This is a genomic window from Gemmobacter serpentinus, assembly GCF_008973825.1.
GTDB classification, from domain to species: domain Bacteria; phylum Pseudomonadota; class Alphaproteobacteria; order Rhodobacterales; family Rhodobacteraceae; genus Gemmobacter; species Gemmobacter serpentinus.
Genome location: NZ_WCHR01000037.1, coordinates 52,877 through 61,813, shown reverse-complemented (window position 1 = coordinate 61,813; position 8,937 = coordinate 52,877). Strand labels below are relative to the sequence as shown.

Annotated in this window: 9 protein-coding genes; 3 read left to right on the top strand and 6 right to left on the bottom strand. The window is 64.9% G+C overall.

Translation table 11 applies throughout. The features are described 5' to 3' along the window. Nucleotides 1-146 precede the first annotated feature (146 nt). The 3 genes from GBJ34_RS17850 to map all read right to left on the bottom strand — a co-directional run bounded on the left by GBJ34_RS17850 (nucleotide 147) and on the right by map (nucleotide 3,488). Nucleotides 147-1,709: a putative bifunctional diguanylate cyclase/phosphodiesterase gene (locus tag GBJ34_RS17850; protein ID WP_151720554.1), complete on the bottom strand. Its 1,563-nt coding sequence runs from the start codon at nucleotides 1,707-1,709 to the stop codon at nucleotides 147-149. A 74-nt stretch (nucleotides 1,710-1,783) separates the two neighbouring features. Continuing rightward, nucleotides 1,784-2,674 (bottom strand): tRNA 2-thiocytidine(32) synthetase TtcA, encoded by an 891-nt coding sequence (ttcA, locus tag GBJ34_RS17845; RefSeq protein WP_151720553.1) that lies wholly within the window; start codon nucleotides 2,672-2,674, stop codon nucleotides 1,784-1,786. 4 nt (nucleotides 2,675-2,678) lie between these two features. After that, nucleotides 2,679-3,488, bottom strand: coding sequence for a type I methionyl aminopeptidase (gene map / locus GBJ34_RS17840; RefSeq protein WP_151720552.1), 810 nt, complete (start codon nucleotides 3,486-3,488; stop codon nucleotides 2,679-2,681). A gap of 171 nt (nucleotides 3,489-3,659) precedes the next feature. On the opposite strand from map, the gene GBJ34_RS17835 reads away from it, so the two are divergent. Genes GBJ34_RS17835 through GBJ34_RS17825 form a run of 3 tightly spaced genes read left to right on the top strand, consistent with a single transcriptional unit; the run spans nucleotide 3,660 to nucleotide 6,051 of the window. Next, entirely contained in the window at nucleotides 3,660-4,379 is a 720-nt protein-coding gene (locus tag GBJ34_RS17835) for a competence/damage-inducible protein A (protein ID WP_151720551.1), read from the top strand. After that, entirely contained in the window at nucleotides 4,379-5,086 is a 708-nt protein-coding gene (locus GBJ34_RS17830; RefSeq protein ID WP_151720558.1) for a GNAT family N-acetyltransferase, read from the top strand. The genes GBJ34_RS17835 and GBJ34_RS17830 overlap by 1 nt, the downstream gene beginning before the upstream one ends. Next, on the top strand, nucleotides 5,086-6,051 hold the full coding sequence (locus tag GBJ34_RS17825) for an OmpA family protein (RefSeq protein WP_151720550.1): 966 nt from the start codon (nucleotides 5,086-5,088) through the stop codon (nucleotides 6,049-6,051). The genes GBJ34_RS17830 and GBJ34_RS17825 overlap by 1 nt, the downstream gene beginning before the upstream one ends. 36 nt (nucleotides 6,052-6,087) lie before the next feature. On the opposite strand, the gene GBJ34_RS17820 is transcribed toward GBJ34_RS17825, so the two are convergent. The 3 genes from GBJ34_RS17820 to GBJ34_RS17810 all read right to left on the bottom strand — a co-directional run bounded on the left by GBJ34_RS17820 (nucleotide 6,088) and on the right by GBJ34_RS17810 (nucleotide 8,868). Further along, complete coding sequence (locus GBJ34_RS17820) at nucleotides 6,088-6,993, bottom strand: LysR family transcriptional regulator (RefSeq protein ID WP_151720549.1); 906 nt, start codon at nucleotides 6,991-6,993, stop codon at nucleotides 6,088-6,090. A gap of 175 nt (nucleotides 6,994-7,168) precedes the next feature. Next, complete coding sequence (locus tag GBJ34_RS17815) at nucleotides 7,169-8,164, bottom strand: NAD(P)H-quinone oxidoreductase (protein ID WP_151720548.1); 996 nt, start codon at nucleotides 8,162-8,164, stop codon at nucleotides 7,169-7,171. Continuing rightward, nucleotides 8,161-8,868: a COQ9 family protein gene (locus GBJ34_RS17810; RefSeq protein WP_151720547.1), complete on the bottom strand. Its 708-nt coding sequence runs from the start codon at nucleotides 8,866-8,868 to the stop codon at nucleotides 8,161-8,163. The genes GBJ34_RS17815 and GBJ34_RS17810 overlap by 4 nt, the downstream gene beginning before the upstream one ends. Nucleotides 8,869-8,937 lie beyond the last annotated feature (69 nt).

Below are 8,937 nucleotides of genomic sequence, written 5' to 3'. Positions count from 1 at the left end.
TCTGGGTCTGGGTCTGGGTCTGGGTCTGGGTCTGGGTCTGGGTCTGGGTCTGGGTCTGGGTCTGGGTCTGGGTCTGGGTCTGGGTCTGGGTCTGGGGAGGGAAACAGCGGCATTGGTCCTGATGACCACGCCGGTCGGCGCGTCTGTCAGGCCAGGCGCGGGCCGCGTTTTTGCCCGGTCGGGCGTTGTGTGCTGCGGTGATGCAGCATCCACTCCGTTGCCTGATCAAAGCCCATCGGGCGACCAATGCCGAAGCCCTGCACATGGCCACATCCCATGCGGGCGATCTGCGCCAGTTCGGAAGCTGTCTCCACCCCTTCTGCCAACGTATCCAGCCCCAGCTTTTCCGCCATGGACAGGATGGCGGCCACAATCTTCTGCTGTTCGGGATCGGTGTCGATGCGGGTGACGAAGCTGCGATCAATCTTCAGTCGCCGCACCTCGAACCGGCGGATATTGGTGATCGAGGCATGGCCCGTGCCAAAATCGTCCAGGTCAATGCCGAAATGCAGCCGCGACAGCGCCGCGATATTGCGCACGACCACATCATCATCGGGCGAGGCCACGACATTTTCCAGCACCTCCACCGCCAGCCGATCGGGCGTCAGGTCAAAGCGTTCCAGCTCCCATTGCAGCTTTTCGACCAGGCGTGGATTGCGCAGATCCGAAAGCGAGAAGTTGACCCCGATCATCGGAACCGGCAGCCCGGCCTTGTCCCATCGGGCAAGCGCGGTCAGGGCCTGAAACAGCATGACCTCGGCCAGCCGTTCCGACAGGCCCGCATCCTCCAGGGCGGGCAGAAACTCCATCGGGGGCACGGTGCCGCGTTCCGGATGCTGCCAGCGGGCCAGCACCTCGAACCCCGAAATCGTGCCGGTATCGGTGCGCAATTGCGGTTGGAAATGCGCGACGATCTGGCCGGTATCCAGCGCGGTTTCAAGCAATGCCCGCATGGCATCGCGATCGGCACGGGTCGCGGGCATATCGGGGGAAAAGGCACGGATCGCGCCTGGCCCATGACGCTGCGCCTCATCCGCGGCGATCTGCGCGGCATCCAGCATGGCGGCACCGGATCTGTCTGCGGATGAGCGGTCGGGCAGATGGTTTGGCAGGCAGAAGCCGATCGAACAGCTGATATAGATCCGGGCGACATCCAGATGGATCGGTGGGGCCAATGCCGCCTGCAAACGTGCTGAAAGCTGGATCATGGTTTCCAGCGTCAACCGCCGCTGCGGTGCCAGCACCACGGCGAAACCGCCGCCTTCCAACCGGGCCACGATATCGCCCATGCGCAGGGCCGAACACAGCCGTTCGGCGCTGCGGGCGATGATCTCGGCCTGTGCGGCGCGGCCATGACGCTCGCGCAGGACCTCGGCACCGTCGAATTGCAGCACGAGGCAGCCGCTTTGCAGCCCCGAAAGCGGGGCCTGTTTCAGAAACCCATCCAGCGAGGCCACCAGTTGCGGGCGCAGCGCGATGCCTTCCAGCGGGTCAGTCATCTGGGGCGGCGGTGGCTCAAGGCGCAGCGCACCGATCAGCGTCAGCGCCAGCGGAGCGAACAGCGCAACGGCCAGCATGGCCGTGTCACCCGCCAGCCAGTAGCAGGCCAGCATGATGACCGGCACCAGCGCCAGCACCTCTTTCCGGCGCAACAGCCATAACAGGCGCGTCCAGATCGTCGCCTCGTCCATCGCCGGGTCTTCGGACATGTCCTGCCTCCTGCCAAGCGCGGGAGGACATCCCCGCGTGACCGCAGGCTAGGCGTGGCTTCGGCAATCAAAGGTTAAAGCGGTGCGCCGAAATGCAGAGGATTTTCGGAAACTGCACCGCTTTCCGGTGCCGCCCCGCGCATCAGCCCGGCAAAATCGAATAGCGACGGATCCAGAAGATGCGAGGGACGCGCGTTCATCAGCGCCCGGAACATCACCTGCCGCCGACCCGGATTGCGGGCCTCCCAGCCATCCAGCAATTGCTTGACCTGCTGGCGTTGCAGGCCTTCCTGGCTGCCGCAAAGATCGCAGGGGATGATCGGATAGTTCAGCGCGCGGGCGAATTTCTCGCAATCCACCTCGGCAGAAAAGGCCAGCGGGCGATAGACGAACAGATCCCCATCCTCGTTCAACAGCTTCGGCGGCATGGTGGCCAGCCGCCCGCCGTGAAACAGGTTCATGAAAAAGGTTTCCAGAATGTCATCGCGGTGATGGCCCAGCACCACGGCAGAACAGCCTTCCTCGCGCGCGATCCGGTATAGGTTGCCGCGTCGAAGCCGCGAGCAGAGCGAACACATGGTCTTGCCCGCGCCGATCTTGTCCATCACGATGGAATAGGTATCCTGATATTCGATCCGGTGCGGCACGCCCATCCGCGCCAGAAACTCCGGCAGGACGGTGGCGGGAAAATTCGGTTGCCCCTGATCCAGATTGCACGCCAGCAGATCGACCGGCAGCAACCCGCGCCATTTCAGCTCGTGCAAAACCGCCAGCAGCGTGTAGCTGTCCTTGCCGCCCGACAGGCAGACCAGCCAGCGCGCGCCGCGTTCGATCATCCCGTAATGCTCGATGGCCTCGCGGGTCTCGCGCACCAGCCGCTTGCGCAGCTTCTTGAACTCGGTCGAGGAGGGCGCGCCGTGAAACAGCGGATGGATATCGCCAAGCGGTTCGGCCAGATCATCCATGCCTTCACTCCCAGGTGCGGAAGAATTTGTCAGCGGGCGACAGGGTGAAGATCTCGCAGCCCGTCGCGGTCACCCCGATGGAATGCTCATACTGCGCCGACAGCGATTTGTCGCGCGTCACCGCTGTCCAGTCATCGGCCAGAACCTTGGTTTCGGGACGGCCAAGGTTCACCATCGGCTCGATGGTGAAGAACATGCCTTCCTCCAGCACCGGACCGGAGCCCGCGCGCCCGTAATGCAGCACATTCGGCGGCGCATGGAACACCCGACCCAGCCCATGGCCGCAGAAATCGCGCACGACCGACATGCGCTGCGCCTCGACATAGGCCTGAATGGCGTGGCCGATATCGCCGAAGGTATTGCCGGGCTTCACGGCCGCAATGCCCCGCATCAGGCCCTCATGCGTGACCTCGATCAGACGTTCGGCCTTGCGGCCTGGCGTGCCCGCCACATACATGCGCGAGCTGTCGCCGAACCAGCCATCAACGATCACCGTGACGTCGATATTCAGGATGTCGCCATCCGCCAGCACCTTGCTACCCGGAATGCCGTGGCAGACCACATGGTTCACGCTGATGCAGGAGGCGTGCTGATACCCCTTGTAGCCGATGGTGGCCGAGGTGACGCCATGGCGCTTCACCTCATCGGTGATGAAGGCGTCAATTTCGGCGGTGGTGGCCCCTGGCTTCACCAAGGATGCCACGGCATCCAGGATCTGTGCCGTCACCTGACCGGCGGCACGCATACCTGCAAAATCGGCATCCTCATAGATGCGGATACCATCCTTGGTGACGCGGCCACGCAGATCGTTCACAGGGTGCCCTTTCCTTGGTTTGGGCGTGTAGATAAAGGGTGATCCGGCAAAAGGCCAGAGGCCGGGCGCGGCCTGTCGGGGCGGGGCTTTCGGCGGCCCGGCTCACTGGCCAGTCATTTGCCACTGTCCGCGCCGCGCGCTAGGCTGGCCGTGATGAAGGAGGCACATCCCATGTCCAACCCCACCGCCGCCATGCTGGTGATCGGCGACGAGATCCTGTCGGGCCGCACCCGTGACAGCAATACCCATCATCTGGCGGGCGCATTGAACGCGCGCGGCATCCGTCTGATGGAGGCGCGCGTGGTCGCGGATGAGCCGGAGGCGATCATTCAGGCAGTGAATGCGCTGCGGGCAGAGTGGGATCATGTCTTTACCAGCGGCGGCATTGGCCCGACCCATGACGACATCACGGCGGAGGCCATTGCGGCAGCCTTTGGCGTGGCCATCACACATCGCGCTGATGCGATGGCGCTGTTGCAGGCCCATTACGACCGCGCCGGGGTGGAGTTCAACGCAGCCCGCCAGCGCATGGCGCGTATCCCCGATGGCGCGGTGCTGATCGACAATCCGGTCTCTGTGGCGCCGGGCTTCAGCCTTGGCAATGTCCATGTCATGGCGGGCGTTCCCAATATCTTCGAGGCGATGGTGGCCGGTGTCCTGCAAGGCATCGCCGGCGGCGCGCCGCTTTTGTCGCAATCGCTGCGGGTGAACCGCGGCGAGGGCGAGGTGGCCGGGCCTTTCGCGGACCTTGCGGCCGATTTCCCGGACCTGTCGATGGGGTCCTATCCCTTCACCCAGAATGGCGCGTTCGGCACCAATCTGGTGATCCGGGGCACCGATCCCGCCCGATTGTCGGCGGCCATGCTGCGTTTGCAGGCGTTGTTCGGATGATGACGCCCGCCGAACTGGCCGAGGCAATGGAGGCCACATGGCCGCCCGCGCGCAGCCTGACCGTCGGGCCGTGGCGGCTGCGCGATGGGGCGGGCGGCGGGCAGCGGGTCAGTGCGGCCAGCGCCGAAGGGCCGTGGGTGCCTGAGGACATCGAACTGGCCGAGGCGCGCATGGACGCGATGGGGCAGGGGCGGCTCTGGGTGCTGCGCGAAGGTGACGCGGCGCTGGATGCGGCATTGGCCGCGCGCGGCTACCGGCGGCATGACCCGGTCGTGGCCTATGCGGCAGCCCTTTCCGATCTGCAGGGCGAGGTCAGCCCGATGGCCGCCTTTACGCATTGGCCACCGCTTGCCATCACCCTGGACCTTTGGGCCGAGGGCGGCATTGGCCCCGCCCGCGTCGAGGTTATGGCGCGGGTTCTGGGGCCGAAATCCGCCATTCTGGGCCGCAGCAATGACACGCCTGCCGGCGCGGCCTTTGTGGCGGTGCATGGCGATATCGCGATGCTGCACGCGCTGGAGGTGCGACCTGATCTGCGTCGGCAGGGAACCGCCGTCAACATCTTGCGGGCTGCGGCATGTTGGGCGCAAGATCAGGGGGCATCGCGGCTTGCCCTTGTGGTGACCGAACAGAACGCCCCGGCGCGGGCCTTGTATACGCGGCTCGGCATGGTAGCGGTCACGCATTACCATTACCGGATCCCCTGATGCGCCTGCTATTGCCCTTGCTGTTCACCCTTTCCGCGCCCGCCGCCCTGCAGGCGCAGGCGCTGGATTTCGGCGCGCCTGCGGTGCAGACCGCGACGCAAAGCGAACAGGGCGCGTCCTTGCGGATCGCGACCGGGCGCTGGCAGGCCGGATCTGTGCCGGGCGAGGAACGCGCGGGGCTGGTGGACCAGACCGCCTGGCGCATCGACACCGACCAGAGCACGCTGGATCTGGCGCAGCGGTTGCGGGCGCAATTGCTGGCCGAGGGCTGGCGCGAGGTTTTTGCCTGCGACACCGATGAATGTGGCGGCTTTGATTTCCGCTATGCGCTGCCCTTGATCATGGAACCCGACATGCATGTCGATCTGGGCGATTTTCGCTATATCGCGCTGCGCAAGGGCGATGCCATGCTCAGCCTGACGATCAGCCGGGCGCGGATGGCGGCCTTTGTGCAGCTGACGCGGGTCAGCGGGGCGCTGATGGCGGATGCGCCGGCGATGGCGGTGCCTGACACCACCGCATCGCAGGTCGACAGGGCCCAGCCCGCGGCACCTCCGCTTGCGCCGCAGCCGGTCGGGCAATTGGGGGCAAGGCTGGAAAATGCGGGAAGTGTCGTGCTGGACGGGGTGAATTTCGCATCCGGCAAGGCCGAGCTTCAGGGCGCAACACCTGTCGTGCTGACACAATTGGCCGATTACCTCAAGGCGCGCCCTGACGCCCGCATCGCGCTGGTTGGCCATACCGATGCCTCGGGTGGGCTTGCGGGCAATATCGCGCTTTCCAAGGCGCGGGCACAGGCGGTGCGCAAGGCGCTGATTGCGCAGGGCATATCGGCCGACCGGATCGAGGCCGAGGGCGTGGGCTATCTTGCCCCGCGCGTCAGCAACCTGAGCCCCGAGGGGCGCACGCAAAACAGAAGGGTCGAGGTCATGTTGACCTCGACCCAGATCGGGGCTGCCCCCTGATCGTCTGGCTTTAAGAGCGCGGTTCCCCGTGGTGGATCACCAGTTTTCGGGGCCTTTTTCAAGGAAGCGCCGCGCAAGGAAGTCGATGAAGGCACGCACTTTCGGCTGGGTGAAGCGGCCCGGCGGATAGACCGCATAGATCCCCAGCATCTCGATCGGCAGGCCCGGGATCGCCTCTTCGATCTGACCCTTGGCCAGCGCATCGGCGTAAAGGAACGAGGGCAGATAGGCGATGCCAAGGCCCGCAATCGCGGCATTGAGCAGCGATTGCCCGTCATTCACCGTCAGCCAGCCGTTGGAGCGGACCTGACGCTTTTCCCCCGAGGGCGCAGTCACTTTCCACACATTGCCATTGGCCTGGTTGGAATAGTGCAAAAGTTTGTGTTCGTTCAGGTCATCGATCTTCATCGGTCGACCGAATTTCTGGAAATAGCTGGGCGAGCCGATCATGCGCTTTGACGTCTCGGTCAGCTTGCGGGCGCGCAGGCTGCTGTCTTCCAGCTCGCCGACGCGGATCGCCATGTCGAACCCTTCGGAGATCAGTTCGACATAGCGGTTGTTCAGCACCATGTTCACGGTGATATCGGGATATTCCAGCAGGAAATCGCCAAGGATCGGCGAGAGCAGGTTCACCCCGAAATCGGTGGCGACAGAGATGCGCAGGAGGCCCGACGGTGCCGATTGCATCGAGGTCACCAGCGCATCCGCCTCGCCCGCATCATTGAGCACGCGGCGGGCGCGGTCGTAATAGGCCAGTCCGATCTCGGTCGGGCTGACCCGCCTTGTGGTGCGGTTCAGCAGCCGGGCCCCAAGCCGGGCCTCCAGCGCCGAGACGTGTTTGGATACGGCAGATTTTGAAATGCCCATTTTCTTGGCTGCATCGGTAAAACCGCCCTGATCCACCACGGTGGCAAAAGCTTCCATTTCGGTCAGTCGGTCCATTGTCTTCCCCATGCGGCCTATGCGCTGTCCCGGCCCTTATTGATCTTCAATTCAGGCGAGATAGCGGCGAGGGCGGGACGGTTTGGGGGAAATGCAGCGGATCGTTCATGGCATGGAAACGGCGATTGTGGCGGGGCGGGCCGTTCTGCCCCGCCCTTGCCCTGATCTGGTCCGATCAGGCCAGTTTCAACACGATCTTGCCGATATGGGCGTTGCTTTCCATGCGGGCATGGGCTGCGGCGGCCTCGATCAAGGGAAATTCGCTGTCGATCACCGGGCGCAACGTGCCGCGCTCGACCATCGGCCAGACATGTTTGGCAAGGTGGCGGGCATAGCGCGCTTTGGCCAGATCGCTTTGCGGGCGCAGGGTCGATCCGGTAAGGGTCAGGCGGCGCATCATCACCTCGGCAAAGTTCAGCTCTGCTTTGCTGCCTTGCAGGAAGGCAATCTGCACCAGCCGCCCCTCATCGGCCAGCGCCTTGACGTTGCGCTGGATGTAATCGCCGCCGACCATATCAAGGATGACATGGGCACCGCCCTCGGCCTTCATCACCTTCACGAAATCCTCGTCATGGTAATTCACCGCCTTTTCAGCCCCGAGCGCCTCGCAGGCTGCGCATTTCTCGGGGCTGCCGGCGGTGGCAAAGACCCGGGCCCCGATGGCGCGCGCCATCTGGATCGCGGTGGTGCCGATGCCCGATGCCCCGCCATGGACCAGAAAGCGTTCGCCCGCGCGCAAGCCACCCCGGATCATCACATTGGACCAGACGGTGAAACAGGTCTCGGGCAGGCAGGCCGCGTCGCGCAGGGCGATGCCTTCGGGCACCGGCAAAGCGTGATCTTCCGGGGTGATGGCATATTCGGCATAGCCGCCGCCGGGCAGCAGCGCGGTCACCCGGTCGCCGGGCTGCCATTTGGTGACGCCGGGGCCGACGGCCGCGACCCAGCCCGCAGCCTCCAGCCCCGGCAGGGGGGAGGCCGTGGGGGGCGGCGCATAAAGGCCTGCGCGTTGCAGCGCATCGGGGCGGTTCACCCCCGCATAGGCCACGCGGATCAGGATCTCGCCATGATTGGGCACCGGCACCGTGACCTCCACGGGTTTCAGCACCTCGGGGCCACCGGGTTCCGAAATCGCGATGGCCTGCATGGTATGGGGCGGGGGAAGCGTCATGTCGGGTCTTTCAGGCTGCCGGGCAGATGGTCCGGGTGGCAGGCCTTGCGCGATTGCGGCGCGCGCAGCCCGGAAAACAGTTTCAGGGGCGAAAGCAGGGTCTTGCCCAGGGGGCTGGCCTTGAATTTTTCAAAGTCCATGACATTGCCGATGCGGCGATCCAGGAAATCGCGGGTGTCGCGCTGACCTTCGCTCGAGTCGCCCAGCCAATAAAGCACGGTTGCCGAATAGACCGCCGACAGCGTGCTGCGCTTTGTATACCAGTTCAGATCGTCGGAGGTGTCGCCAAGTGCGGTCCAGATCGCATCCGCCGTGCCCCAGATCGCCTTTGCCCCCTCGGCCGCGTTTTGCGGCATGGCGAAGAAGGTGGTGCCCCGACGGACCAGCTCCTTGTCCTCGACCAGGTCAAGGCGCGCCATCACCGCGAATGCGATACGGTCACGAAAGCGCATCTGCGCCAGATCAGCGGCCTGAAGGGTGGCGACCATCGCGGCATCGCCGCGCCGGTGATAGGCCAGCGCCAGATCCAGCGCCCCGCGCGGGAAGATCGCGCTGGCCAGACCTGGTGCCACGCCCGAATCGGCCATTGCGGCGCGCAGGGTGGCATCCGACCAGCCATCGAAGGGCACATGGGCCAAGGCTGCCTCCAAAATCGCGGCGCGGGCCGCGGAATAGGGGGCGGAATACGGGGTTTCTGCGTCCATCGGGCATCCTTTCCCGTCAGATGGTAGACAACTCGGCCGGGCTTTGCTATGGGGCGCGGGCCTGCACAT